This is a genomic window from Acidimicrobiales bacterium (genome assembly GCA_016716005.1).
Lineage (GTDB): Bacteria > Actinomycetota > Acidimicrobiia > Acidimicrobiales > JADJXE01 > JADJXE01.
The window spans coordinates 1185140-1209989 of sequence record JADJXE010000001.1 but is presented as its reverse complement, the minus strand read 5'-3'; the positions used below and the strand labels follow the sequence as shown (position 1 = coordinate 1209989).

Genomic DNA, 24850 nt, shown 5'->3' with positions numbered 1-24850 from the left:
CTCGGCGTCGTCTGGCGGGCCCGGCGACCGGTCTGCAAGCGTGCTCGCCGTGTCCGTCGCCAGGTCGCTCGATGCCGTGGTGTTCGACTTCGGCGGCGTGCTGTCGACCTCGCCGTTCCTGCTGCTGCCACAGGTGGAGCGCGACGCCGGCCTCCCCGAGGGCTCGATCGCCCGTCTGCTCGGCTACGGCGTCGAGGAGCCGGAGCCGGCCCCGGGCGAGCCGTACACGAACCCGTGGCACCTCCTGGAGATCGGCGCGCTCCCCTTCGAGGAGTACGTGGCGTGGGTGCGCGAGCGCGAGGTCGAGGTGCTCGGGCCGGCGGCGCCGCCGCTGCGCGACGTGCTGGGCGGCGTCGGCGGGGTGCTGGCCCTGGGTGCTCACTGGATGGTGGTGCAGCGGGTGCGGCGCCTCCGCGACGAGGGCTACGGCCTCGCCATCTGCACCAACAACGTGCGCGAGTTCGGGGCCGACTGGCGCTCCATGGTGCCCATCCGTTGGTTCGACGTCGTCGTCGACTCCAGTGAGGTCGGGCTGCGCAAGCCGGATCGTCGGATCTACGAGCTGACGTGCGCCGAGCTGGGCGTGGTGCCCGAGCGAACGGCCTTCCTCGACGACCACCCCGGCAACGTGGAGGCCGCCCGGCGCCTCGGCATGGCCGGGATCCTGGTGGGGGCCGACCCCTGGGCGGCGCTGGCCCGGCTCGACGAGGTGCTCACCAGCCCGGGTAGCGGTCCCGGTCGAGGGGCCGTTCGTCGATGAAGGCGTCGGCCAGGTCGTTGGCGACCTGCTCGACGATGCCGCGGGCCTCCAGGGGGTCGAGGAGGTCGTCGGGGATCTCCTCGGCACCCCATGCCGCGCCGAGCAGGTTGCCGCAGATCGAACCGGTGCTGTCGCTGTCGCCCGAGTGGTTCACGGCGGTGAGCAGGCCCGTGCGCAGGTCGGGGGCGGTCAGGGCGGCCAGCACGCCGATCGCCAGCGCCTCCTCGGCCACCCACCCGGCGCCCAGCCGGCCCAGCTCGAGGGCGCCGGGGCGACGACCAGTGGACGCCAGGGCGGCGGCGACCGCGTCCCGCAGCGCCGCCACCGTCTCCGCTCCCTCCGGTTCGAGCGCCGTGCGCGCGACGGCCAGCGTGACCGCGTGCGGGAGGTCGGCGCCCTCCAGCAGCCGCCGGACCATCTCGGCGAAGGCGCCGGCGGCCAGCTGGCCGGTCGGGTGGCCGTGGGTGAGGGCGGCGGCGTCGACGCCGTACTCGAAGGCCTGCTCGCCGAGCACCCCGCAGGGCGCCACCCGCATCACCCCGCCGCACCCCTTGCTCCCGTTGAGCGGCCGGTGGGGGTCGCCGCGCCGGCCGCTCCGGAGCGCGGCCAGGCAGGTGCTTCCCGGTGCCCGCTGGTGCAGCAGCTCCGGCACGTGCACCAGCCACCCGCTGGTCGCGGCGTCGGCGCCGAAGCCCTCCTCGTCGTCGCCGGGTGCCTCGCCCTGGGTGTGCAGCCAGCGGAGGTAGGAGCGGCGCAGCACGCCGACGGCGTCGCAGATGCCCTGCTCGCGGGACCGCTGCATGCCGCGGATCAGGCCCTCGGCCGTGAACAGCGTGAGCTGGGTGTCGTCGGTGATGGGCGCGGCCACGCCGTACGCGGGGAGGTAGCCGGTGACCCCGGCAGGGCCGCAGCGGCGCTGGATGTCGTCCCAGGTGTCGAACTCGACGGCGGCGCCGAGCGCGTCACCGGCCGCGCCGGCGAGGAGGCAGCCCACGACCCGGCTCCTCGTGGTCGCCGCTGCAGGCACGGGTGCCCCCTCTCTCCGCGTCGCCCGGCAGTGTCGCCGGTGCGGGCGGCCGGCGCCAGGGCCTTCGGCCGGCCGGGCGCGCCGGGCTGGACGAGTCGAACATCTGTTCGATAGCGTCCAGCCATGGGGTGGCGGAACCCGCCGGTACCGTGGGGTGAGCTCGAGCGTCGCCTGTCCGACCGCGGCCCGCATCCCGGCGTGGCCCCGTGGGCCGACGGGGGCGACAGCCCGGCCTGGTCGCGCACGCGCGACCGCTACGAGCCGTCACCGGGGGCGGCCCGCCGTGCCGGCGCCGTGCCCTACGCCGAGCTGCACTGCCACTCGCACTTCAGCTTCCTCGACGGCGCCACCTCGCCCGAGGGCCTGGCCGAGGAGGCGGCACGGCTCGGCCTCGAGGCCCTCGCCCTCACCGACCACGACGGCTGCTACGGGGTGGTGCGCTTCGCCGAGGCGGCCCGGGCCGTGGGCCTGCCCACGGTGTTCGGGGCCGAGCTCACGCTGGCGGCGAGCCGGCCCCGGGCCGGGGGTGGGCGGCAGGGCCCGCTGGCGGATCCCGACGGCAGCCACCTGCTGGTGCTGGCCGACGGACCGGAGGGCTATGCCCGCCTGGCCCGGGCCATCAGCGAGGCGCAGCTGGCCGGGGAGAAGTGCCGGCCCCGGGCCCGGATCGAGGATCTGGCCGGGGCCCACGGTGGCCGCTGGTGGGTGCTCACCGGGTGCCGCAAGGGGGCCGTGCCCCGAGCGCTGGTCGACGAAGGCCCGGCCGCCGCCGGCCGCGAGCTGGCCCGCCTGGTGGAGGCCTTCGGGCGCGACCGGGTGGCCGTGGAGCTGTGGGATCACGGCGACCCGCTCGACTCGGCCCGCAACGATGCCCTGGCCGAGCTGGCCGCTCGGGCCGGCGTGACCGTGGTGGCCACCGGCAACGTCCACTACGCCACCCCCCGGGAGCGGCGACTGGCCACCGCCCTGGCCGCGGTGCGGGCCCGCCGCAGCCTCGACGAGCTCGACGGCTGGCTGCCGGCCGGTGCCGGTGCGCACCTGCGGTCGGGGGCCGAGCAGGCCCGTCGCTTCGCCCGCTACCCGGGTGCCGTCGAGGCGGCTGGCGACCTCGGCCGGGCCGGCGCGTTCGACCTGGCCCTGGTGGCGCCGAGGCTGCCGCCGTTCCCGTGCCCGCCCGGCCACACGGAGATGACCTGGCTGCGCGAGCTGGTGCGCCGGGGCGCCGAGCGCCGCTACCCGACCAGCCACCCTCAGCACGAGCAGGCCCTGGCCCAGCTGGCCCACGAGCTGGACGTGATCGAGCAGCTGGGCTTCCCCGGCTACTTCCTCGTGGTGTGGGACATCGTGCAGCTCTGCGAGCGCGCCGGCATCTACTGCCAGGGGCGGGGGTCGGCGGCCAACTCGGCGGTCTGCTACGCCCTCGGCATCACCAAGGCCGATGCGGTGTCGCTCGGCCTGCTCTTCGAGCGCTTCCTCTCACCCGAGCGCGACGGCCCGCCCGACATCGACCTCGACATCGAGAGCGACCGCCGGGAGGAGGTCATCCAGTACGTCTACGGGCGCTACGGCCGCCACAACGCCGCCCAGGTGGCCAACGTGATCACCTACCGGGCCCGCTCGGCTGTGCGCGACATGGCGAGGGCGTTGGGCTACGCCCCCGGCCAGCAGGACGCCTGGGCCAAGCAGGTCGACGCCTGGGGGCGCCTGTCCGCCACCGTCGGGCAGCAGGGGCCCGACGGTGGCCCCGACCACGACATCCCCGAGGCCGTGCTGGAGCTGGCCGCGGAGGTGGAGGGCGCGCCCCGCCACCTCGGCATCCACTCCGGCGGGATGGTGATCTGCGACCGCCCGGTGGTGGAGGTGTGCCCGGTGGAGTGGGCTCGCCGGGAGAACCGCTCGGTCCTCCAGTGGGACAAGGACGACTGCGCGGCGGTGGGCCTCGTGAAGTTCGACCTGCTCGGCCTGGGGATGCTGTCGGCGCTCCACCACGCCGTGGACCTGATCCGCGAGCACCGGGGCGACGAGCTCGACCTGGCTGCCCTCCCCCAGGAGCCCGAGGTCTACGACATGCTGTGCCGGGCCGACTCGGTGGGCGTGTTCCAAGTGGAGAGCCGGGCCCAGATGGCCACCCTGCCCCGCCTGCAGCCCCGCTGCTTCTACGACCTGGTGGTGGAGGTGGCCCTCATCCGGCCCGGACCGATCCAGGGTGGGTCGGTGCACCCCTACATCCGACGCCGCAACGGCCGGGAGCCGGTCACCTACCTCCACCCGCTGCTCGAGCCGTCGCTGGGCAAGACCCTGGGCGTGCCGCTGTTCCAGGAGCAGCTCATGCAGATGGCCATCGACGTGGCCGGCTTCACCGCCGCCGAGGCCGATCAGCTCCGCCAGGCCATGGGGGCCAAGCGCAGCCGGGAGCGCATGGAGCGGCTCCGCCAGCGCCTCTACGCCGGGATGGCCGAGCGGGGGGTCACCGGCGAGGTGGCCGACCGGATCTTCGACAAGATGGCGGCCTTCGCCAACTTCGGGTTCCCCGAGAGCCACTCGGTGTCGTTCGCCTACCTGGTGTACGCCTCGGCCTGGCTCAAGCTGCACGAGCCGGCGGCCTTCTGCGCGGCGCTGCTCAACGCCCAGCCCATGGGCTTCTGGTCGCCGCACACGTTGGTGGCCGATGCCCGCCGCCACGGCGTGGTGGTGCGCACGCCCTGTGTGCGGGCCTCGCTGGCCGCCGCCACCCTGGAGCCCTGCCCCGAGTCGCGCGACGGGGTGGCCGTCCGGTTGGGTCTGGCCTCGGTGCGCTCGGTGGGTGCCGACCTGGCCGAGCGCATCCAGGCGGCCCGGGCCGAGGGCGGCCCCTACACCTCGCCGGAGGACCTGGTGCGGCGGTGCGGGGTGTCGCTCCCGGCCCTGGAGGCGCTGGCCACGGCCGGCGCGCTGGGGTGCTTCACGGGTGTCGACGGGCGGCCGCTGGATCGCCGGTCGGCGCTGTGGGCGGCGGGGGCCGTGGCCCAGGCCAGGCCAGACCGCCTGCCTGGTGTGGTCACCGGTGCCGAGGCGCCCCGCCTGCCGGGCATGGACGAGCAGGAGGTGGCGCTGGCCGACCTGTGGGCCACCGGTGTGGCGCCCGACGGCCACCCCACCCGGTTCCTGCGCGCCGAGCTGGATCGGATGGGCGTGGTGACGGCCGAGGGGCTGTGGCAGGTGGAGCCGGGCAGCAGGGTGCTGGTGGGCGGGGTGGTCACGCACCGCCAGCGGCCGGCCACGGCGCAGGGCACCACCTTCCTCAACCTCGAGGACGAGACCGGCCTCGTGAACGTGGTGTGCTCGAAGGGGTGCTGGGCGCGACACCGCCGGGTGGCGCAAGGGGCGCCGGCGCTGCTGATCCGGGGGCGCCTCGAGCGCTCCGAGGGGGTGATCAACGTGGTGGCCGAGAGGCTCGAGCCGCTGCCCGTCGGGGGTCCGCTGCGCTCGCGCGACTTCCGCTGAGGCGCACTCGACAGAGTCCCGTGGGGTGGTGGGTTCGGGGGTCCGCTGCGCTCGCGCGACTTCCGCTGAGGCGCACTCGACAGAGTCCCGTGGGGTGGTGGGTTCGGGGGTCCGCTGCGCTCGCGCGACTCCCGCTGAGGCGCACCCCTCAGCCCGGCTGGTGCAGCTCGATGCGGTTGCCCGCCGGGTCGCGCAGGAAGGCCTGCCGGCTGCGGCCCACCGGCTTGGGGTCTGACGCCTCCACGCCTCGCGACCGCACCGCAGCGACCGCGTCATCGAGGTCGGCCACGAGCACCGCGACGTGCTGGCCGAGGTCGGCCGGCACGTCCGCGGCGATCAGGTGGATCTGCTGGTCGCCCAGGTCGAGCCAGGCACCGTCGAACGGGAAGGCGGGCCGGTCGGACCGCACCGAGCAGCCGAGGACGTCGACGTAGAAGGCGAGCGCCGCTGGCACGTCGTCGACGTTCAGGGAGACGTGGTGCACCCCGACGGCCCGCACCGCGGGGCCAGGCGCGCTCACCCGCCCGCCGGGGTGTCGTACGGGGCGACCGCCGCCAGGTCGTCGGAGCGGGCGCCGATCCGCCGCGCCGCGGACTGGCCGGTGTGGGCCGACACGGGAACGTGGCCGAAGGCCGCGGCCAGACCGAACCGCGGCATGTTGCCGTAGATCGCCTCCAGGCCGGACGCCTGCACCCGGTACGTCTCGTGCCAGATGCCCACGTCGCCGCTGTCCCTCACCCGCCGGTTGAACTCGCGCCAGGCCGGCAGGTGGGCGCGCTCGGGCTCGCGAGCGTAGCGCTCGAGGTCCTCGAAGCTGCGCCAGTACTGCACCATGAGCGTGGTGCGGCCGAACCAGCTCTGCCCACCGAGGCAGCCCAGCTCGGGGTGCCTCTCCAGCTCCCGCAGCATCCGGGGCATGGCGGCGGCGACGAACCCCCACTGGCGCAGCTTCCAGGGCTTGTTGATGCGCATGCCGATCAGGAACAGGGTGAGGTCGCCGTCGACCTCGGCCGTGTAGCGCCCCCGGTACACCTTCGACATGGTCGCCCCCCCTCTCGCTCGCCCTCCCGTCAGCATGCACGACGGGAGGGCCTCGTGAGACGGCGGCCGACAGGAGGGGCCGACCGGTGGGTCAGCTGGTGGCGGCGTTGTCGAGCAGCCCGACCAGCAGCGCCTCGCCGGCGGCCTGATCGGAGGCCTGGACGTAGAAGCCGATCGGGCTGTCCGCGGCGGGCGTGGCGAACAGCAGCACGGCGCTGCCGTCGGGCGCCGTCGCCATCACCCCCGAGTAGGAGCCGAAGGTGGTCTGCTCGGCCGTGGTGCCGGCGAAGATGCCCTCGAGCAGCGCGTTGGCCACCTGTGGGTCGGCGGCGGCGGCCTCGCTCACCATGGCCACGGCCACCACCGGATCGCCGCCGGCGTCGGGCTGGTAGGCGCCGAAGGCGACGTCGTCGAGCACGCCGGACGTGTCGGCCGACTCGACGGCCTGCAGCTGCGTGTCGATCAGCTCCTGGGGGAGATCGACGACCGTGAAGCCCGGCACCTCGACGAGCAGGTCGGCCCCGGGCGGCAGGTCGCCCTGGCCGACCGTGGCGTCGGTGGTGCCCTCGGTCGTCGTGTCGGGCGCCGCCGTCGTCTCGGTGGTGTCGGTGGTGTCGGTCGCCGCCGTGGTGTCGCTGGTGGAATCGTCGTCGTCACCGCAGGCGGCGATCCCGCCGACGAGCAGCAGCGCCAGGGTGCCGGCGCCGAGCAGTCGTCGAACGCGCATGGTCGGTCTCCTTGGTCGAGAGCGGATGCACCGTAGCCGCCGGTCGGCGGTCTTCAGGGGCAGGGCCAGCGGTCGCCGACGCCGGTGAGCTCGGCGAGGGACGAGGCGAAGCCGTCGGACAGCACGAACCAGTCGAGGAGCTCCACGCCGGCGTCGTCGGCGTAGGGCACCAGCCAGGCCCAGCGGTCCAGGTCGGCCGGTGCCGGCTCGTGGCCCCGGCCCGGCCGCACCGTCGCCAACACCAGCGACGCCACCTCGGTGGCGGCTGCGACGTCGACGAGGCTCTCGAGCAGCTCGTCGAGATCTCGACCCGGCGGGGGCGGGTCGTCGACCGCCACCGCGGTGACGACGGCCCGGTCGCGGTCGAGCAGCAGGCCGAGGACCCGGGGTGTCCCCAGGTCGGCGGCCGACGCCAGCACGGCGTCGATGGCGTCCTCGGGGGTGAGGACCCGGTAGGGGGGCCGGGGCCGGGACCGGGACCGGGACCGGCGCCGGCGGCACGGGGAGCGGGACATGGCACGACCTCCGCGGCAGAGCGGGCTGCGGGGGAAGCGCGGGTCCACCCTACCGAACGGGTGTGTCGCGGTCGCGGTCGCCGGCGTCCGGGCGTGCCGACGCGGCGGTAGCCTGCCGCCCGTGGCCCGGCCGGCGTGCCCACCGACGTGATGCCCGCACCCGGGTAGGGCGTGGCGGTCCTGCAGGTCGTCGCGTTCTCGGCCGGAGCCGCCCTGGTCGTGGCCACGGCGCTGTCGGCCGTGCGAACGGTCGTGCTGCCGCGGGCCGTGCCGTCGTTGCTCGGCCGGGTCGTGTTCGTGGCGATGCGGTACGTGTTCGGCACCGTCGCCCGGCCGTCGCGGCCCTACGAGGCCCGGGACCGGGTGATGGCGCTCTACGCGCCGGTCACCCTGCTGGTGCTACCGGGCGTCTGGCTGCTCCTCGTCGTCGTGGGGTTCACGGGCATCTTCTGGGCCCTCGGGGTCACGCCGATCGGCGAGGCCCTCGCCGTGAGCGGCTCGTCGATGACGACCCTCGGGTTCGAGCGGCCCGACGGCCTGCTGCCCAAGATGCTGGCGGTCGCGCAGGCCGCCTTGGGCCTGGGCCTGGTCGCCCTGCTCATCAGCTTCCTCCCGAGCCTCTACGGCGCGTTCGCCCGCCGGGAGACGGCGGTGTCGCAGCTGGAGGTGCTGGCCGACACGCCTCCGTCGGCGGCCGAGCTGCTCGTCCGCCACGTCCGGATCGGGGGCCTCGCCCGGCTCGACCCGCTGTGGCTGCGCTGGCAGGAGCTCTTCGCCGACCTCGAGGAGTCCCACACCTCCTTCCCGGCGCTCTGCTTCTTCCGCTCGCCCCAGCCCGACCGCTCGTGGCTCACCGCCTCCGGCTGCGTGCTCGACGCCGCGGCGCTCACCGCGTCGACCGTCGACATCGGGCGCCAACCGGAGGCCGAGCTGTGCCTCCGGGCCGGCTACGTCACGCTCCGGCGCATCGCCGACGTCTTCTCCATCGCCTACGACCCCGATCCCCGGCCCGACGATCCGATCGCCGTCGCACGCGACGAGTTCGAGGCCGTCGTCGAGCGGCTCCAGGCCGACGGGGTCCCCGTCCGGGCCGATCGCGACCAGGCGTGGCGTGACTTCGCGGGCTGGCGGGTGAACTACGACGCCGTGCTGCTCGGTCTCTCCGGGCTGGTCATGGCACCCGTGGCGCCGTGGTCGTCGGACCGTGCGCTGGCGTACCGGCGACCGCCGCTGCTCCGGATCAGGGGGCGGGCCCGGCCGTCGAGCCCGGCTCAGGCCGGCGGGCGCTCGTCGGCCCAGCGGCGGAGGCTGTCCCAGGGGTAGATGCCGGTGGCGTGGCCGTCGTTCCACACGAACGAGATCCCCCAGGCGCCGACCAGCTCGGCCCGGGTGATGGCCACGACATCCGGCGCGCCGGGCCTGGGCCAGGCCGGCTCCCCTCGATCGCGCAGGGTGCGGCACGCGGCGCACGGGCAGCTCGCCCGGAGCTCGTCGAGCCCGAAGCGGGCGGTGCGGCCATCGGCCCACTCGACGGTGACCGCGTCGTCCCGACGCACCTCGACGTCGACGACCTCCACGGCGGGCTGCGCAGGCACGGCCGCCATGCTCGCGCGGCATGGACCCGGTGCGACCCCGCCGGGCAGACTGGGGGCATGTGGGTGTCGTGGCTCTTCCTCGCGGCGGCGCTCGTGGGCGCCTTCTTCACGTTCAACGCCTTCAAGCCGCTGCGCCGACCGTGGCCCGTCGTCGGCTTCGGGTTCATGGGATCGTGGATCACCGGCGAGCTGATCCCGCACCACATCTTCTGGGAGGCGGTCGCCACCGGGCTGTTCTGGTGGGCCGGCGCCCTCGACCACTGGCCGGGCTGGGTCGCGCTGGCGGTCACCCTCGTGTCCTGGAGCGGGCTCGTCTACCTGCACGTGGCGGCCATGGGATCCAAGGGTGAGGTGGAGCGGGCCCTGCGGGATGGCCTCGGCGAGGGCTACCGCGACGAGATCGCCCCCGACCTGGCGGCACGGCTCGACGAGCGCTTCAGCCTGCGCCAGCGGCTGCTTCCGCTGCCGATGTACGACCGGCGGGTCGAGCGGGTCCGCGACCTCGCCTACACCCACGTGCACGGCCGCGACTTCACGCTCGACCTGTACCGCCGCAAGGACCACCCCACGGGCTGCCCCACCCTCCTGCAGATCCACGGCGGCGCCTGGATGATCGGCAGCAAGAAGGAGCAGGCCCTCCCGCTCATGCTGCGGCTCGCCGCCCACGGCTGGGTGTGCGTGAGCATCGACTACCGGCTGAGCCCCTGGGCCACGTTCCCGGACCACGAGGTCGACGTGAAGGCCGCCCTGCGCTGGCTCCGCGCGCACGGGCCGGAGTACGGCGCCGACCCCGACTTCGTGGTGATCACCGGGGGATCGGCCGGCGGCCACCTGTCGGCCCTCGCCGCGCTCACCCCCAACGATCCCGAGTACCAGCCCGGCTTCGAGGCTGCGGACACCACCGTGCAGGCGGCCGTGCCCTTCTACGGCGTCTACGACTTCACGGACCGCAAGGGCATCTGGAAGGGGAGCCCGCTTCCCGAGATGCTCGAGCGCCACGTGTTCAAGGAGAGCATCGCCGAGCGGCCCGAGCTGTTCGACCGGGCGTCGCCGATCAGCCGGGTGCACCCGGACGCGCCGCCGTTCCTGGTGATCCACGGCACGAACGACGTGCTGTCCCCGGTCGACGAGGCCCGCCACTTCGTCGAGCAGCTCCGGGCGGTGTCCGACCAGCCGGTCTGCCACGTGGAGCTCAGCCACGCCCAGCACGCCTTCGAGGTGTTCCCGTCGGCCCGCACCGCCCACGTCATCCGGGGGGTCGAGCGGTTCTGCGCCTGGGTGTACACGCGCCACCGCGCCGCCCGGGCCGTCGTCGACGCCGCCTGACGCACGCGGGCGCCGGCCGGCCGGGCACCCTCAGGGCCCGGTGGCCTCCACCCGCACCTGGGGCGGGCCGCCCTCGCGGATCGCCCGGTCGACCTCGAAGAAGGCGTCGGCACGGAAGCCGAAGAGCCTGGCCACCAGGTTGGAGGGCACCGACTGCACCCGACGGTTGTAGTCGCGCACGTTGGCGTTGAAGAGCCTCCGGGCGGACTGGATCCGGTCCTCGGTGATCACCAGCTCGCGCTGCAGCTCGAGGAAGCCCTGGTTGGCCTCGAGGTCCGGGTAGGCCTCGGCCACCGCGAACAGGTGCTGCAGCGCCCCCACCAGCGCGTTCTCGTCGGCGGCCTGCTGCTCGGTCGGGCCGCTCGACGCCACCGCGGCGGTGCGGGCCCGGACCACCTCCTCGAGCACGGCCCGCTCGTGGGCGGCGTAGCCCTTGACCGTCTGCACCAGGTTGGGGATCAGGTCGTAGCGGCGTCGCAGCTCGGTGTCGACGTCGGCCCAGGCGTTGCGGATCAGCTGGCGCTGGTGCACGAAGCGGTTGTACGAGAGCGTCACGACGAGCAGCGCCAGCAGCGCCACCCCGAGCGCGACCCACACCACGTTCACGTGCCGGCTCCTGCGCTGGGTGCCGGCTTCACGGGGAGGGGCCAGTACTCGTAGACGAGCCGAGGCACCCGGTCGCGGATGGAGTCGAGCAGCCCGAGCATGCCGGGGACCAACCGGCCCGGCAGCTCCCTGTCGGTCCACACCAGGATCCAGCGGTTCTTGACGGCCACGTGGCACTCGCCGCGAGTGGACAGCAGCAGCTCGATCATCCGCGCGTCCAGGAAGGCGTTGGCGAACCGACGGTCGTCGCAGTGCACGGAGAACATCCGGTTGAACTCGTCCGACTCGAACTCGATGTCGCGCGCGCCGAGGTGGTTGGCCGCCCGCGTGATCGCGGTCTCGGGGTCGAGCGTGAGCTCCGGCCAGAGCCAACCGGCCTCCACGGTGGCTGCGGTGCACCGTCGGTAGTCGCGCCGGATCTGCCCGTTGCGGTCCTGGTGCTCGTCGGCCCACCAGTAGTCGAACACCCGGAGGCCCCCGGGGTCACCCGGTCGCCAGACCACGTTGTCGGCGCCCCGCACGTCGCCCCGGCGGAGCAGCTCGAACGGCGGGGTGGCCGACCCGAAGGGATCCTCGACCGAGTAGGCCAGGCCGTGCGCCGCCACCGCGGCCCGCAGCTCGCGGAGCCGCCTCGTGCGGCCGAACGCCATCACTGTGAACAGGAGCCCGGCGCCGACGAACGCCGCGCCCAGGACCAGGACCTCCACGTGGAGAACTATCGCCCAGAGGGGCCCCGGCCTGAAGCGCCGGAGGCACCTTGCTCAGCGCTCGTCCTCGCAGATGACCACCACCGAGTCGCCGGCTCGGGGCGTGATGGCGGTCGACTTGGCCGGGTTGATCGCCACCCCGAAGGCGCTCGCCGGGCCGTCGGCGGCGCTGCTGTCGCGATAACCCACGGCCGTCTCGCCCCGTCGCCGCGCCGCCTCCACCACCTGGGCGAACGTGACTGCCTGGCCGGGGGTGGCGTAGCGCTCGACGGGCTTGCAGTACAGCTCGCAGCCCTCGGCGTCGAACAGGTCGTCGAAGACGGCTTCCAGCGCGGCGTTCTCCGACAGCTGGGCCATGGCCAGGCTGGTGAGGCGCTCGCTGACGATGAACTCGTCGGCGGCGCCCGTCGGGGCCAGGTCGACGGCCCGCTCGTCGAGCACCTCCGTCACCACGTTCACCGGTCGTCCGGCCCGCTCCAGGGCCTGGCGCACCTGGAGCAGCGTGAGCAGGGCGCGCGCGTCGGCCTCGGCCTGGGGGAGCCCCTGGCGATAGCAGAGGATCAGCACGTGGTCGTAGTCGTCGCGAGCGAGGATCCGGGCGACCGCGGCGTGGCCCGTGCCCGGGGCCGCCAGCACCTCGAGCTGGAGGTTCGACAGCCGGCCCTCCAGCTCGGCCGCCGGGTCGGGCGCCAGCGCGGGGTCGACCACGACGGTCACCCGGGAACCGGGGGGGACGTACTGGTCGAGCTCGCCGATCATCAGGGAACCGACGTCGTTCCATCCCAGCACCAGGGTCCGTTCGGCCGGCGGCTCGGAAGGGGGGTGCGGTTCGGCGGCCACCGGTGGCTCGACGGCCCGCATTGCGGAGAACCGGATGGTGTCGTCGTCCTCGGTGATGGCGATCACCTGGTCGTCGGCCTCGAACGGCCGGTCCATGGGCGGGTTCAGCAGGCAGGCGCCGGCGGCGGTGCGCACGCCCATGAGCGCGCTCTCCTCGAAGGCGTTGAGGGCCTCGCCGTAGGTGAGCCCGGTCAGGTCGGGGACGGCGGCGAAGTACACCTCGTCGCCCGCGAAGTCCAGCAGCTCCTGGTAGATGACGTTCATCCCCGGCTGGCGGCAGGCCTGCGCCGCGGTGCGGGCGATCAGCGGGGCGGTCTGCAGCACCGTGACCCGGCCGCGGGTGGCGGCTCGGAGCGCGTCGGCGTTCGAGGGCTCGCTCACCTCGGCCACGATCGGGATGTCGGGGACGGGCGGGTCCAACGACAGCAGGGCCAGCACCGTCTTGATGACGTTGGCGTCCTCTCCGGCCTCGCCGTCGTCGACCACGATGACCGAGCGGGCCAGGTGCGGGTTCACGATGGTGAGGTCGGCCCGCTCGGTGGGGGACCCGCTGCGGCAGACCACCCGGGTGTTGCGGTGGAGCCTCGACCGGGCCCGCAGCTCGTCGTCCATCGTCTGCATGTCCTGGTCGGCCAGGACCACCACGCACGACCGGGGCTGGTTCTCGTTGGCGACCGACAGCTCGGACACGATGGTGAAGACCTTCGGCGACCACCCGAGGACGAGGGTGTGGCCGCGCTCGGCGATCGGGGCTCGGCCCCGCTGCAGCGTCTGGAGCTTGGCGTCGAGCGCGGTGGTGATGAGACCGATGAGGGTGGCCACGATGAAGATGCCGATCACCGTCACCGACAGCGACATCAGCCGGTAGCCCCACCCCTGGTCGCCACCCATCGTGCCCGGGTCGAGGGTGCGCAGCAGCGCCTGCCAGAAGCCCTCGAGGAACCCGAACTCGTTCCCGTCGTTGTCCTTCACGCCGAGGACCGCGAGCACGAGCGCCGCCAGCAGCACGAAGCTGAACGTGATCGCGGCGAGCCACAGGATCAGGCCCGCCGCGCCGCGTGCGAGGGTGTTGTCGAACCGGTAGCGCAATCGCTGGCGGAGCGAGAAGTGGCTCGGCGGTGAGGCCATGGGCGCGCACCGTAGCGGTGCTACTCGACGCCCGCGATGGTGAGCGCCAGGGCGAGCAGCAGGAGCAGCACGATCTCCAGGTTGTACGCGAGGTGCGCACGGGTGCTCTCCAGAACCGCGGCCTCCACGCCGCCGCGTCGGTATCCCCGGAGGTAGCACCACTGGAAGTAGGCCCCGCCCAGCCCCAGCGCGAGGGCGACGCCGATCGGGATGCCGATGACCGCGTGGGCCAGGCCGAACACGACCGCCCGCTCGACCCGCTTCGGCCACGACCAGCGCTCGCAGCCGAGCCGGAACGCCCGCTCCTCGCTCTCGGCGAACAGCGGAAGGGCCGGCACCAGCAGGATCACGAACACCAGCGGGATCAGCCACTCGAGGGCGGTGCCCGCGGTGCGGGTGGTCGAGCCGGCCACCGGGTTGCCGACCCCCCCGATCGCCGACCACCACCCGATGTCGAGCAGCGGCACCTGGAGGAGCACCACGGATGCGCCGAGCACCGCCGCCAGCACGAGCGGCGCTCGGAGGAAGTGCCGCGGCCGCAGGCCGGCCAGGACGACGCGCACGCGGGCGCGGGCTGCGGCGGAGCGCACCGACAGCCGGGCCGCCCCGACGAGGCGCACGCCCACGAAGGCCAGGACGGCCACGGTGATGAGGTCCAGCAGCACCTCGGGTAGCGTCCCACGGCGCTCGCGGCGCGAGGTCGCGGCGGGGACGCAGGGGGAGCGGCACCGATGGCGTGGGACTTCTCGACCGAGCCCGAGTTCGAGGCCAGGCTGGCGTGGATGCGGGAGTTCGTTCGGGAGGAGATCTACCCGCTCGAGACGCTCGAGCTCGACCAGGACACCTTCCGGCGCGTCACGGACCCGATGAAGGAGGAGGTGAGGCGCCAGGGCCTCTGGGCCGCGCACCTGCCACCGGAGATGGGGGGTGGCGGCTTCGGCCAGGTGCGGCTCGGGCTCATGCACGAGATCCTCGGTGCGTCGATCTACGCGCCGTCGATCTTCGGCAACCAGGCGCCCGACTCGGGCAACGCCGAGCTGATCGCCGTCGGGGGCACCCCCGAGCAGAAGGAGCGGTGGATGCAGCCGCTGCTCGACGGGACGCTGCGGTCGTGCTTCTCGATGACCGAGCCGGGCGCCGGTGCCGACCCGACGCTGATCCGGACCTCGGCCGTGCGCGATGGCGACGAGTGGGTGATCAACGGTCACAAGTGGTTCTCGTCGAACGCGTCGGTGGCCGACTTCCTCGTCGTCATGTGCATGACGAACCCCGACAACGAGCCGTACCGGCGGTTCTCGATGATCATCGTGCCGACGGACGCGCCCGGGGTGAGGATCCTCCGCGACGTGCCGACGATGGCCGACCCGAACCACGTCACCGGCACGCCCGGTGGCCACGCGGAGATCCTCTACGAGGACGTCCGGGTGCCCTACGACCACCTGGTCGGCAACGACGGCGACGGATTCCTGCTCGCCCAGAAGCGCCTCGGCCCTGGCCGCATCCACCACTGCATGCGCTGGCTGGGCCAGAGCCGCCGGGCCTTCGACATGCTGTGCGAGCGGGCGGTGTCGCGGCACACCCACGGCAGCACCCTGGCCGAGAAGCAGATGGTTCAGGAGTGGGTGGCGGAGTCGGCCGCCGAGATGCAGGCGGCGCGCCTGCTCACCCTCCAGGCGGCGTGGAAGATCGACCAGGTCGGTGCGCCCGCGGCCCGGGTCGAGATCGCCATGATCAAGTTCTGGGGCGCCCGGGTGCTCTACAACGTGATCGACCGTGCGATCCAGGTGCACGGCTCGCTCGGCTACACCACCGACCTGCCCCTCGAGTCGATGTACCGGCACGCGCGCGCCGCTCGGATCTACGACGGCCCGGACGAGGTCCACAAGGTGACCGTCGCCCGCCACCACCTGAAGCAGCATCGACCCACCGAGGTGCCCACCGAGCACGTCCCGACCCGACGGGCCGCGGCCATGGAGAAGTTCGCGGACGCGCTCGAGGAGGCCACCGCCGACCTGTGACGGCCGTGGTGCGCCAGCGGGTGGTGGTGTCGGGCCGGGTGCAGGGGGTGTGGTATCGGCAGCACTGCAGCGACGAGGCCAGGCGCCTCGGGGTGCGCGGCTGGGTGCGCAACCGCGACGACGCGACGGTGGAGGCCCTGCTGGAGGGCGATCGCATCGCCGTCGAGGCGCTGCTGCGGTGGATGCGGGTCGGACCCCCCCGCGCCCTGGTCACAGGGGTGCAGGTGCACGACGCGCCCCGAGACGGCGAGCCGCTGCCGCCGTTTCGCGTGCGGTAGCGCGGCGCTCAGGGCCGGGTGTAGAGCCCGGTGAGCACGGCCGCGCTGCCGGCGGCCGCCTGCATGGTCTGCACCGCCTCCTGGGCGGGGGTGCCGGGCGCGAGGGCGAGGGGCTTCGGGACGGCGTAGAGGGTGAACACGTACTGGTGGGTGGCGCCCGGTGGCGGGCACGCCGGCGTCCACCCGGCGGCGCCCGTGCTGTTCAGGGCCTCGACCGCGCCGGCCGGGAGCGGGCCGCCGCCGACCCCGGTGGACGCCGGATCGATGCCGGCCACCGCCCAGTGGACGAAGCCCTCCGCGTCCGGGTCGATCACGGTCAGCGCCAGCTCCACGGTGCCGGCCGGGACGCCCGTCCACCCGAGGGGGGGCGATGTCGGGCTGGTGGGGCTGTCGCAGGTGAAGCCGATGGGCAGCTGGGCGCCGTCGCCGAACGGGCCGACCAGGTCGAACACGGCGGCGTCGGCGGCCGTCCCGACGGTGGGTGCCGACGTGGTGGTGGTGGTCTGGCCGGGGCCGGGCGGCCGGAGGGTGCGGCCGTCGTCCGAGCACGCCGCCGTGGCCACCAGCAGCGCCGCCAGCACCAGCCGGGCCCGGGCGCGGGAGGGTCGTGGCACCGTCAGGCGGGCGCACCCGGCACGGCGCCGCGCGCGCCGGGCGACAGTGCGCCGAGCCAGATCCAGCGCCAGACCTCGGGCGACTCCATCGCGGTGCTCCTCCGGGTGCCTCGGCCCGTCAGGCTACCGGTAGCGTTCACGCCATGACCGGGCACCTCTGCCTGCTTGCCGTGCACGCGCACCCCGACGACGAGGCGTCCAAGGGTGCCGCGACGGTGGCCCGCTACCACGCCGAGGGTGCCCGCACGGTGCTCGCGTGCTGCACCGGCGGCGAGGAGGGCGACATCCACAACCCGGCCATGGACCGCGACGATGTCCGTGCCGACCTGGCCGCCGTGCGGCGGGACGAGCTGGCCCGGTCAGCGGCCATCATCGGCTACGACGAGGTCGTCCTGCTCGGCTACCGCGACTCGGGCATGCCCGGCACCGAGGCCAACGCCCGGCCGGAGGCCTTCGCCAACGCCGACCTCGACGAGGCGATCGGCCGCCTGGTGGCCGTGATCCGCCGCGAACGGCCCCAGGTGATCATCACGTACGGCGACGAGCAGAGCGGCTACCCGCATCCCGACCACCTGCGGGTGCACGACATCAGCCTGCCTGCCTTCGAACGAGCCGGTGACCCCGACGCCCACCCCGAGGCGGGCGACCCCTGGCAGCCGAGCAAGCTCTACTACACGGTCTGGTCGCGGGCCCGGGTCGTGGCCATGCACGAGAAGATGCTCGAGCTGGGCCTCGAGTCGCCCTTCGACCGGGCCTGGCTCGACCGGCCGAGCCAGGACCACCGCATCACCACCCGCATCGCGATCGGCGACTGGTACCACGTGCGCCACGACGCCCTGCTCGCCCACGCCACCCAGATCGACCCGACGTCGCCCTTCTGGTTCGGGCTGCCTGCCGACGTGGCCCGCACCATCCACCCGTACGACGACTACGTCCTGGCCCGGAGCCTGGTGGGCTCGCCGCCGGCGGGCGAGTGCGAGGACGACCTGTTCGCCGGGCTGCGCCACCGCGTGCGCGCCTGAGGCCCCTCCGGCGCTCGCTGGCTGCGGGGCCGACCGCAGGTCGGTACGATCCGGCGTCCGCAGCGAATCGACGCGAGGAGCCGGCATGGTCAAGTACCTCTCACAGGAATGGCTCGACCTCCAGCAGGAGCTGGGCCAGGAGTTCCCGGAGCGCCCGGGTGCCACCGCACGCATGCAGTACGTCGTCACGGGCACGCCCGACGGCGACGTCTCGTTCTTCACGGTGATCGAGAACGGCAAGATGCTCGAGAACCAGCTGGGCGAGGACCCGGCCGCCGAGTTCACGCTCACCCGCACGTACGACGACGCCATGAAGATCGACAAGGGCGACCTCGACGCCAACGCCGCCTTCATGCAGGGCCGCATCAAGGTCACCGGCAACATGGCCAAGCTCATGTCGCTGATGCCGTTGACCGCCAGCCCCGAGTACAAGGCGATCGGCGCCAAGCTGGCCGAGCAGACCGAGTGGTAGCCGGTCCGGCGGCGGGGCCGGACGCCGACCCCGCCGCCGGACCACCCGACGTCGTTCGGAGACGCGACGGCCAGCCGATGATCGCCTGGGGGCCCGACCGGTCGGTCGAGCTGGCTGCGCTGGTGGCCGCGGCCATGCCCGGCGAGGACCTCGCGGCCGACGTGCTGGGCCGGTGCTGCTGGGCGGACCCCGACCCTGCGGTCGTCCTGGCCGATCCCGCCGGCCGGGGGGCGGTCTCGGCGGTGCTCCGCCGCACCGCCGGCGTGGCGCTGGGCTACGTCCGGCTGATCGTGGTCGACCCCGCCGCCCGCCGGGCGGGTCTGGGGCGGGCCCTGCTCGACGCCGCCCACACGTGGCTCGTCGAGCAGGGCGCGATCGAGGTGCACGCCGGCGGGTCGGCCCCCTTCTACCTGTGGCCCGGCATCGACGTGCGCTCCACCGGTGGGCTCTGCCTGTTCGAGGCGGCCGGGTACGTGTGCACCGGTGCCGCGCTGAACCTGCGGTGCCCGACCGGGTTCCGCGCGCCCGTGCCCCCCGGCTGCCGCGTGGGCCGGGTGGGTGAGGCCGTCGACCCCGCCGGCGTGCGCCGGTGGTGCGCCGACGCCTTCCCCCACTGGGTCCCGGAGCTGCAGCGGGCCATCGAGCTCGGCGGCGCCCACGCGGGCGTGCGCGACGACGGGGCCGTCGTCGGGTTCGCCTGCCACGGGGCCAACCGGCCCGGGTGGTTCGGGCCCACGGGCACCGACCCGTCGTGGCGGGGCAGGGGACTGGGCTCGGCGCTGCTGGCGGCCTGCTGCCAGGACGCGGCGGCCGCGGGGCGGGACCACCTGGAGATCGCCTGGATCGGCCCCGTCCGCTTCTACGCCAAGGCCGGCGCCGAGGTGTCGCGCGTGTTCACGACGGCCGTGTGGCGCCCCGCTCCCGCATGAGCGGTGGCGCGCCCGCCGGCGGTCCGCACCGCCCCCGGGAGCGAGGTGGCGGGGGTCAGGCTCCGGCGCGCTGGAGGTCGCGCACCTCGCGGTAGCCGATCAGCTCGACGCCGGCCCGGTCGAGCATCACCCGCAGCTGGCCGTCGCTGGTGACGAGGTGGTGGTCGTCGACCCGCCCGGCCCAGTCGGGGGCGAAGGCCCGCAGCTCGGCGGTGTCGATGGCGGGGTGGACGTACACCTCCGTCACCCCCGGCTGCAGCTCGAGCACGGCTCGCTCGACGGAGCGCCGGCTCCCCACCCCCCGCACCACCACCAGGTGGTCGGGGAACAGGACGCCTTCCTCGGCGGCCAGCTCGCGGAAGGGGAAGCCGATCGTGCGCTGTGTGGACGCCCCCGAGAGGCGGATCGGCAGCCGGAACTCGACCGCGAGCTCGAGGTAGATGTCGAAGAACTCGGGTCGCAGCTGCAGCGTGCCCATGTGCGAGTCGAGGTGGCTCACGTCGAAGCCCCAGATGATCGCCCGCTCCACCTGGGCCCGCAGCTCGCGACGCACCTCGTCGAGGTCGGCGTGGTCCCACACGTCGGCGAGGGTGCGGGGGAAGCCGCCGTCGCCGTCGAGCAGGGACGGCGCATGGGTGAGCGGCCCCCAGCGGTACAGGTCCCACTCGGCGTTCAGGGTGAGGTGGACGCCGACGTCCTCGCCCCGGTAGCGGGCCGACGCCTCCCTGGCCCAGGGGCAGGGCACCATGAGGCTCGCGCTGGTGGCGATGCCCTCGCGGAGGGCGTCGTACACGGCCACGTTGGCGGCGTGGGCCGAGCCGAGGTCGTCGCAGTTCACGATCAGCAGCCGCGCATCGGGGCGGTGGCCGAGGCGCTCGGCGAGGGTCGCCATGGCGCGACGGTAGCGCCGCCGGGCCGGGGACCGGCACGCCGACGCCGGTCAGGGGTGCCCGGGAGCGTCACCCGGCCGCGGCATCGGGGCAGGCGGCCCAGAGGCCCCGGCCGACGTCCCTGGCCTCGGCGGCCAGGGCGCGCAGCTCGTCGCCGTGGGCCACGTTCGGCGGGATCGTGAGCGGGAGGGCGTAGCCCTGCCGAGCGAGCTCGGCGTTCACGAACAGCCCGTCGGGCTGGCGGTACACGTAGGCCAGCAGCCGGTCGTAGCGGTCGCGGGCCTCGACGTCGCGGACGAGCCGCACCGGGGTGCCGGCAGGGAGGAGCGAGGCGGTGAACGCGGCGGCCTCCCGGCCGAAGCACTCGACCGAGCGCCGCGGGTCGACGCTCTCGGGCGTGTCGATCCCGATGAGGCGGACCCGCTCGCTCCGCCCGCCCAGGTCGACCACGATCGTGTCGCCGTCGACCACGCGCTCGACGGTGGCGGCGCCGGGTGGGTCGCCGGTGGACGGTGCGCGACCGGCGCAGGCGGCGGTGAGCGGCAGCAGGAGCAGGGCGAGCGCAGCGACCCCCGGCCGGCTGGCGGCAGGGGGTCGCGGGCGCCCGTGGGCGGCTTCGGGCACGGCGGCCTCCGATGGTGTCGGGCTCGGGAGGCGGCGGGCGCCGCGAGGTGGGGACGCGCCGGCGGGACCCGTGGGCGCGGGCCTGACCGGCGCCGGGCTAGGCGCGCTGGATGATCGTGCCCGTGCCCAGCCCGCCACCGCAGCACATGGTGACCAGGGCGTTGGTGCCGTCGGTGCGCTCGAGCTCGTGGAGGGCCTTGGTGAGGAGCACCGCGCCGGTGCCACCGAGCGGGTGGCCGAGGGCGATGGCGCCACCGTTGGGGTTCACGGTCTCCATGTCGGGCTGGAGCTCCTTGGCCCACGCCAGCACCACCGAGGCGAAGGCCTCGTTGATCTCGGTGACGTCGATGTCGGCCATGGTGAGCCCCGTGCGGGCGAACAGCCGGTGGGTGGCATCGATCGGCCCGGTGAGCATCAGCACGGGGTCGACGCCCACGAGGCAGGTGTCGAGGACCCGGGCCCGGGCGCGCAGGCCGAGGGCGTCGGCCTTCTCGCGGGTCATGAGGAGCACGGCCGCGGCGCCGTCGGAGATCTGCGACGACGAGCCGGCCGTGTGCACACCGTCCTCTCGGGCCACGGCCTTGAGCTTGGCCAGGCCCTCGAGCGTCGTCTCGCGGAGGCCCTCGTCGCGGGCGACCCGGTGGGTGGTGCCGGTGGGGGCGCCGTCCTCGTCGACGTCGGGCGCGTCGACCTCGACGATCTGACCGTCGAAGCGGCCCTCGGCCCAGGCGCGCGCCGCCCGCCGCTGGCTCTCGAAGCCGAACCGGTCGGCGTCCTCGCGGGTGATGCCCCACGTGGCGGCGATCCTCTCGGCGCCCTCGAACTGGCTCGTCATCTCGTACCGGCCGAAGTAGGTCCTGGGGATCGGCACGCCGAGCCCGAGCTTCTTGCTGCTGTTGGAGCCGATCGGGATCCGGCTCATCACCTCGACGCCGCAGGCCACGGCCACGTCGACCACCCCGCCGGCGACCAGGCCGGTGGCGAGGTTGGTGGCCTGCTGGGAGGAGCCGCACTGCGTGTCGATGGTGGTCGCCGCCACCGACAGCGGCAGGCCGGCCGCCAACCAGGCGGTGCGGGCCAGGTTGAACGACTGCTCGCCGACCTGGCTGACGCACCCGCCGACGACCTGGCCGACCTCGGCGGGGTCGATGCCGGACCGGTCGATCACCGCCTTCTGGGCGATGGAGAGCAGCTCGACCGGGTGGACGGAGGACAGCCCCCCGCCCCGACGGCCGACGGGGGTGCGGACGGCTTCGACGATGACGACCTCAGGCATGTGGCCGATGGTAGGCGCGGCGTGGGCGGTGGTCGCCCGGGATCACCGGCGGCGGATGCGGTTGGCCACCCACAGCAGGGTGACGGCGCCGAGGAACGCCACGAAGATCGAGTAGAGGCTGAAGCCCACGAGCCCCTCGCCGGTGACGAGGTGGAACAGCAGACCACCGACGACGCCCCCGGCGATGCCGACCACGGTGGAGAACACGAGGCCGCGTTGCTCGGTGTCGGTGGCTGCCCGTGCCAGCACCCCGGCGACGAAGCCCACGAGGATCCAGGCCGCGATGCTCATCGGCCGGCACCGTAGCCCGCCACCTCAAGCGGCCGGATGGTGCGGGGAGCCCGCTCCCTCAGGCGGCCGGATGGTCGCTCTGGCGCTCGGCTTCGGCCCGCCGCAGCATCTGGCGGGCCGAAGCCACCCCGGCGAGGCCGAGCCGCCGGGTGCGCTCGTCGAGCTTCCACGAGGCGCTCCGGTGGCCGTCGGGGGGGACGCCGGCCTCGCTCAGGGGGAGGTCGCCCTCGATGAGGACCAGCTGACGCTTCATGCCCCCAGTATGAAGAGGGGGTGTGTCAGTGTCCCGTCGCCCCCGCGCTAGGCAGGCGCGTCGGGCGCCACCAGCGGCCACGGCCGCTCCCGCTCCAGCACCAGGGCCAGGTCGAGCAGCCACGCCTCGCGGAAGTGCGGGCCGAGGATCTGCAGCCCGACGGGGAGGCCGCCGACGGTGCCCACCGGCACCGAGACGGCGGGGCTGCCGTAGATGTTGGCCGGGATGGTGAGGGCGCCGTTGTTGCCGAGGCCGGCCTCCACGCCGTCGACCACGCTCGGCAGGGGGCCCTCGGCGGCGAAGGCGACGTCGGGGTTGCTGGCCGCGACGACGAGGTCGACCTCGTCGAACAGGTCGGCCATGGCCTCGTTGAGCGCGGTGCGGCGCCGCTCCACCTTGGCCGCCGCCTCGAGATCGAACCGCTCCTCCGCGAACGACACGCCGAACCGCATCTCGGGCGTGAGGTCGTCGGCGCACGCCGGCCACCGGTCGCCCAGCGACGCGCGCACGCCGACGAGCCCCGACAGCGACCACGCCGCGCCGAGCGACGGGAGGCGCAGCTCCACGTCCACCCGGTCGAGGCCGAACGCCGCCACCAGCGCCTCGGCCCCGTCCTCGACCAGGGCCGCCACGTCGGGGTGCACCACCGCCCCCCCGAGCGCGGGGACGACGGCGATCCGCAGGCCCCGCACGTCGTCGAGGTGGGAGCCCAGACCGGCCTCCCAGCCGTCGACCCGCGGGAGGCTCAGCGGATCGCGGGGGTGGTGACCGTTGCACACGTCGAGCCAGCGGGCGGTGTCGCGGACCGACCGGGAGAGGCACCCGAGCACCGCCGTCAGCGACCCCACCTCCATGAACGGGCCCTTGGGGATGCGACCGTAGGTGCACTTCAGGCCGAGCAGGCCGCAGAAGCCGGCCGGGATGCGGATCGAGCCACCGCCGTCACCGCCGCTGGCCAGGGTGACGAGGCCACCGGCGACGGCCGCGGCGGTGCCACCCGAGGAGCCCCCCGGGGTGCGGGCCAGGTCCCAGGGGTTGCGGGTGATCCCGTTCAGGTGGGTCCGCGTCAGGTTCACGCCGCCGAACTCGCTCGACGTCGTCAGCCCGACGACCACCCCGCCCGCCCTCCGGACCCGGGTGACCAGGGTGGAGTCGACCGGGGACACCTCGCCGCGCAGCACCACCGACGCCTCGGTGTGGGGCCAGCCGGCCACCCGGTCGAGCTCCTTGATGCCGACGGGCACACCGCCGAAGGGGAGCGACACGTCGGCCTCGGCCGCCACCGCGCGGGCGCCGTCGGGGTCGAGGTGGGAGAAGGCGTTGAGGCCCGACCGCTCGATGGCGGCCAGGGTGGCGTCGAGCTCCTCGAGCGGGGAGCGCTCCCCGGAGCGGAAGGCGTCGACCAGCGAGCAGGCGTCGCCCTGCCATGGCGTCTGGGTCATGGGCCGACACCGTACCGGCGCGCGTAACCTGCGCTGCTCGTGGACGCCCGCGCCTGGCTCGGCCTCGAGCCCAGTCACAACCCGTACCGCTGGCAGCTGCCGATCACGCCGGGGATCTCGACGGGCGGCGGCTTCCTGTTCGGTGGCTGCGGGCTGGGCGCCGCCATCGCCGCCCTCGAGGGCACCAGCGGCCGCCCGTGCGTGTGGGCCACGGCGCAGTACCTGTCGTACGCCCGCCCCGGCAGCGTCATGGACATCGACGTCGTCGTCGCCGTGGAAGGGCACCAGATCACCCAGGCCCGGGCGGTCGGGCACGTCGGCAACGCCGAGATCCTCACCGTGAACGCGGCGCTCGGCGTGCGGCCCCTCGCGGCCGAGGGCCAGTGGGAGCAGGCGCCCGAGGTCCCGCCTCCGGACCAGTGCCCGTCGCGTGAGTTCCGCTTCAGCATCGACGACTCCGTGATGCAGCGGCTCGACCTGCGGGCCGCCAGGATGCGCTCGTTCTCGGAGCTCGACGGCACGCCTGGCGACGGCCGCACCCTCATGTGGGCCCGCATGCCGGAGCTGCTCGAGATGTCGCCCGCGGCGTTGGCCATCCTCGGCGACTACATCCCGATGGGGGTCGGGCAGGCGCTCGGTGCCCGCGCCGGCGGCAACAGCCTCGACAACACGCTCCGGATGGCGCGCCTCGTGCCCACCGAGTGGGTGCTGCTCGACATCCGGGTGCACGCCGTGTGGAGCGGCTTCGGCCACGGCCTGGTGCACCTGTGGGCCGAGGACGGCACGCTGCTGGCCACCGCCAGCCAGTCGTGCATCGTCCGGTACTGGAAGTAGCGGACGACCGTTCGGGACGGCGTCGACGAGAGCCTCGACGACCTCCACGTCGAGCGGCTCGAACCCGCGCCGGCGCCGCCTTCGGGAGCCTGATCCCGTCGCACGGCGTCACCGCGGGCACGCGGTCGCGAACCGCGGCCCGGAAGATCGCG

27 protein-coding genes are annotated in these 24850 nt (G+C 74.3%); 10 read left to right on the top strand and 17 right to left on the bottom strand.

Annotation, left to right across the window (positions count from 1 at the left end):
• The first annotated feature begins 49 nt into the window (after nt 1–49).
• Nucleotides 50–760 (top strand): HAD family phosphatase, encoded by a 711-nt coding sequence (locus tag IPM45_05870; GenBank protein MBK9179093.1) that lies wholly within the window; start codon nt 50–52, stop codon nt 758–760.
• On the opposite strand, the gene IPM45_05865 is transcribed toward IPM45_05870, so the two are convergent.
• Nucleotides 714–1979, bottom strand: a complete 1266-nt coding sequence (locus IPM45_05865) for an ADP-ribosylglycohydrolase family protein (protein MBK9179092.1) — start codon at nt 1977–1979, stop codon at nt 714–716. The genes IPM45_05870 and IPM45_05865 overlap by 47 nt on opposite strands.
• On the opposite strand from IPM45_05865, the gene IPM45_05860 reads away from it, so the two are divergent.
• Complete coding sequence (locus tag IPM45_05860; GenBank protein MBK9179091.1) at nt 1911–5270, top strand: error-prone DNA polymerase; 3360 nt, start codon at nt 1911–1913, stop codon at nt 5268–5270. The genes IPM45_05865 and IPM45_05860 overlap by 69 nt on opposite strands.
• Nucleotides 5271–5418: 148 nt before the next feature.
• Here the strand turns inward: IPM45_05860 and IPM45_05855 are convergent, their stop codons facing one another.
• From IPM45_05855 to IPM45_05840, 4 genes are all read right to left on the bottom strand, one after another.
• On the bottom strand, nt 5419–5769 hold the full coding sequence (locus tag IPM45_05855; protein ID MBK9179090.1) for a VOC family protein: 351 nt from the start codon (nt 5767–5769) through the stop codon (nt 5419–5421).
• Nucleotides 5770–5786: 17 nt separating this feature from the next.
• On the bottom strand, nt 5787–6311 hold the full coding sequence (locus IPM45_05850) for a DUF4188 domain-containing protein (protein MBK9179089.1): 525 nt from the start codon (nt 6309–6311) through the stop codon (nt 5787–5789).
• A 91-nt stretch (nt 6312–6402) separates the two neighbouring features.
• Nucleotides 6403–7038 carry a hypothetical protein gene (locus IPM45_05845; protein MBK9179088.1) on the bottom strand — a complete coding sequence of 212 codons (636 nt, stop codon included), beginning with the start codon at nt 7036–7038 and terminating at the stop codon, nt 6403–6405.
• Nucleotides 7039–7091: 53 nt separating this feature from the next.
• Nucleotides 7092–7553 (bottom strand): hypothetical protein, encoded by a 462-nt coding sequence (locus IPM45_05840; protein MBK9179087.1) that lies wholly within the window; start codon nt 7551–7553, stop codon nt 7092–7094.
• A gap of 171 nt (nt 7554–7724) precedes the next feature.
• On the opposite strand from IPM45_05840, the gene IPM45_05835 reads away from it, so the two are divergent.
• Nucleotides 7725–8876, top strand: a complete 1152-nt coding sequence (locus tag IPM45_05835) for a hypothetical protein (protein ID MBK9179086.1) — start codon at nt 7725–7727, stop codon at nt 8874–8876.
• On the opposite strand, the gene IPM45_05830 is transcribed toward IPM45_05835, so the two are convergent.
• Nucleotides 8825–9148, bottom strand: a complete 324-nt coding sequence (locus tag IPM45_05830) for a DUF971 domain-containing protein (protein MBK9179085.1) — start codon at nt 9146–9148, stop codon at nt 8825–8827. The genes IPM45_05835 and IPM45_05830 overlap by 52 nt on opposite strands.
• Before the next feature lie 57 nt (nt 9149–9205).
• Between IPM45_05830 and IPM45_05825 the strand changes: the two genes are divergently transcribed.
• A complete protein-coding gene (locus IPM45_05825) occupies nt 9206–10474 on the top strand; it encodes an alpha/beta hydrolase (protein MBK9179084.1) in 1269 nt (422 codons plus the stop codon).
• A gap of 30 nt (nt 10475–10504) precedes the next feature.
• Here IPM45_05825 and IPM45_05820 read toward each other — a convergent pair whose 3' ends face one another.
• The 4 genes from IPM45_05820 to IPM45_05805 are packed head-to-tail and all read right to left on the bottom strand — an operon-like array spanning nt 10505 to nt 14420.
• Complete coding sequence (locus tag IPM45_05820) at nt 10505–11080, bottom strand: LemA family protein (protein MBK9179083.1); 576 nt, start codon at nt 11078–11080, stop codon at nt 10505–10507.
• Nucleotides 11077–11787 (bottom strand): hypothetical protein, encoded by a 711-nt coding sequence (locus IPM45_05815; protein ID MBK9179082.1) that lies wholly within the window; start codon nt 11785–11787, stop codon nt 11077–11079. Before IPM45_05815 ends, IPM45_05820 begins: the two co-directional genes overlap by 4 nt.
• 54 nt (nt 11788–11841) lie before the next feature.
• Complete coding sequence (locus IPM45_05810; GenBank protein ID MBK9179081.1) at nt 11842–13755, bottom strand: potassium transporter TrkA; 1914 nt, start codon at nt 13753–13755, stop codon at nt 11842–11844.
• Nucleotides 13756–13775: 20 nt separating this feature from the next.
• A complete protein-coding gene (locus tag IPM45_05805; protein MBK9179080.1) occupies nt 13776–14420 on the bottom strand; it encodes a hypothetical protein in 645 nt (214 codons plus the stop codon).
• 66 nt (nt 14421–14486) lie between these two features.
• Between IPM45_05805 and IPM45_05800 the strand changes: the two genes are divergently transcribed.
• Both IPM45_05800 and IPM45_05795 read left to right on the top strand, forming a co-directional pair.
• The gene (locus IPM45_05800; protein ID MBK9179079.1) at nt 14487–15773 is read left to right on the top strand and encodes an acyl-CoA dehydrogenase family protein; all 1287 of its coding nucleotides are present in this window, start codon (nt 14487–14489) and stop codon (nt 15771–15773) included.
• On the top strand, nt 15770–16051 hold the full coding sequence (locus IPM45_05795) for an acylphosphatase (protein ID MBK9179078.1): 282 nt from the start codon (nt 15770–15772) through the stop codon (nt 16049–16051). Before IPM45_05800 ends, IPM45_05795 begins: the two co-directional genes overlap by 4 nt.
• An 8-nt stretch (nt 16052–16059) precedes the next feature.
• On the opposite strand, the gene IPM45_05790 is transcribed toward IPM45_05795, so the two are convergent.
• Nucleotides 16060–16620 carry a YbhB/YbcL family Raf kinase inhibitor-like protein gene (locus IPM45_05790; protein MBK9179077.1) on the bottom strand — a complete coding sequence of 187 codons (561 nt, stop codon included), beginning with the start codon at nt 16618–16620 and terminating at the stop codon, nt 16060–16062.
• A gap of 188 nt (nt 16621–16808) precedes the next feature.
• Between IPM45_05790 and mca the strand changes: the two genes are divergently transcribed.
• The 3 genes from mca (at nt 16809) to IPM45_05775 (ending at nt 19088) form a co-directional block, all read left to right on the top strand.
• Entirely contained in the window at nt 16809–17687 is an 879-nt protein-coding gene (gene mca / locus IPM45_05785; protein MBK9179076.1) for a mycothiol conjugate amidase Mca, read from the top strand.
• Between the two features lie 85 nt (nt 17688–17772).
• On the top strand, nt 17773–18159 hold the full coding sequence (locus IPM45_05780) for an SCP2 sterol-binding domain-containing protein (GenBank protein MBK9179075.1): 387 nt from the start codon (nt 17773–17775) through the stop codon (nt 18157–18159).
• 77 nt (nt 18160–18236) lie between these two features.
• Entirely contained in the window at nt 18237–19088 is an 852-nt protein-coding gene (locus IPM45_05775; protein MBK9179074.1) for a GNAT family N-acetyltransferase, read from the top strand.
• Nucleotides 19089–19143: 55 nt separating this feature from the next.
• Here the strand turns inward: IPM45_05775 and IPM45_05770 are convergent, their stop codons facing one another.
• From IPM45_05770 to IPM45_05745, 6 genes are all read right to left on the bottom strand, one after another.
• Nucleotides 19144–19980, bottom strand: coding sequence for a polysaccharide deacetylase family protein (locus IPM45_05770; protein MBK9179073.1), 837 nt, complete (start codon nt 19978–19980; stop codon nt 19144–19146).
• A 67-nt stretch (nt 19981–20047) separates the two neighbouring features.
• Nucleotides 20048–20602 carry a thermonuclease family protein gene (locus IPM45_05765; protein MBK9179072.1) on the bottom strand — a complete coding sequence of 185 codons (555 nt, stop codon included), beginning with the start codon at nt 20600–20602 and terminating at the stop codon, nt 20048–20050.
• Nucleotides 20603–20699: 97 nt separating this feature from the next.
• On the bottom strand, nt 20700–21878 hold the full coding sequence (locus tag IPM45_05760) for a steroid 3-ketoacyl-CoA thiolase (GenBank protein ID MBK9179071.1): 1179 nt from the start codon (nt 21876–21878) through the stop codon (nt 20700–20702).
• A 42-nt stretch (nt 21879–21920) separates the two neighbouring features.
• Nucleotides 21921–22169 carry a GlsB/YeaQ/YmgE family stress response membrane protein gene (locus IPM45_05755; GenBank protein ID MBK9179070.1) on the bottom strand — a complete coding sequence of 83 codons (249 nt, stop codon included), beginning with the start codon at nt 22167–22169 and terminating at the stop codon, nt 21921–21923.
• Nucleotides 22170–22227: 58 nt separating this feature from the next.
• Nucleotides 22228–22422 carry a hypothetical protein gene (locus IPM45_05750; GenBank protein MBK9179069.1) on the bottom strand — a complete coding sequence of 65 codons (195 nt, stop codon included), beginning with the start codon at nt 22420–22422 and terminating at the stop codon, nt 22228–22230.
• Nucleotides 22423–22469: 47 nt separating this feature from the next.
• Complete coding sequence (locus IPM45_05745) at nt 22470–23864, bottom strand: amidase (GenBank protein ID MBK9179068.1); 1395 nt, start codon at nt 23862–23864, stop codon at nt 22470–22472.
• A gap of 39 nt (nt 23865–23903) precedes the next feature.
• On the opposite strand from IPM45_05745, the gene IPM45_05740 reads away from it, so the two are divergent.
• Nucleotides 23904–24698: a thioesterase family protein gene (locus IPM45_05740; protein MBK9179067.1), complete on the top strand. Its 795-nt coding sequence runs from the start codon at nt 23904–23906 to the stop codon at nt 24696–24698.
• The last annotated feature ends 152 nt before the right edge of the window (nt 24699–24850 follow it).